Source organism: Dyadobacter sp. OTU695, from assembly GCF_038440355.1.
Taxonomy (GTDB): domain Bacteria; phylum Bacteroidota; class Bacteroidia; order Cytophagales; family Spirosomataceae; genus Dyadobacter.
This window is the reverse complement of record NZ_JASATN010000080.1, coordinates 1-616: the sequence shown is the minus strand read 5'-3', so window position 1 is coordinate 616 and position 616 is coordinate 1. Positions and strand designations below refer to the sequence as shown.

At 58.3% G+C, this 616-nt stretch carries 1 protein-coding gene; it reads left to right on the top strand.

Annotated features, from left to right (window positions below; translation table 11 throughout):
- Nucleotides 1–21 precede the first annotated feature (21 nt).
- Nucleotides 22–616, top strand: a 595-nt coding sequence (locus tag AAHB90_RS32510) for an AMP-binding protein (RefSeq protein WP_342089494.1), incomplete at its 3' end; no start/stop codon positions are given.

Sequence of the window (616 nt, the reverse complement as noted above, 5' to 3'; positions counted from 1 at the left end):
GTCAGCGCCAACCTCGCCTATGTGATTTATACGTCTGGTTCGACGGGCCATCCGAAAGGGGTGATGGTCGAGCATGGTAACCTAGTCAACTTTTTGCATAGCATGGGCGGCACGCTGGACTTTGGTGCAGACAGCACCTTCCTTTCGGTGACCACTTACAGCTTTGATATTTTCGGGCTGGAATGCATGCTGCCATTGATCAGTGGCGGCCGGCTGCTACTAGCCAGCCGCGAGACGGCCCAGGACGGTCTGGCCTTGTCGGCACTGTTAAGCGCTGGTGGCGCGACGCATATGCAGGCGACCCCTGCCGGCTGGCAGGTACTGGTCGATGCGCAGTGGCGCAACACGGGGGCAGTGAAGATGGTGGTAGGGGGTGAAGCGCTCGGTGATAGCCTGAAAGAATCGCTTTGCGCGCAAGGCGAGCTATGGAATATGTACGGACCGACCGAGACGACAATCTGGTCTACTGAAAGGCTGATGCTGCCAGGGCAACCTGTGACAATCGGAGGGCCGATCGGCAACACTCGGATCTATATATTAAACAGTAGCGGCGGTTTATGCCCAGTGGGCGTAGCCGGCGAGCTTTACATCGGTGGCAGCGGTGTGGCGCGTGGAT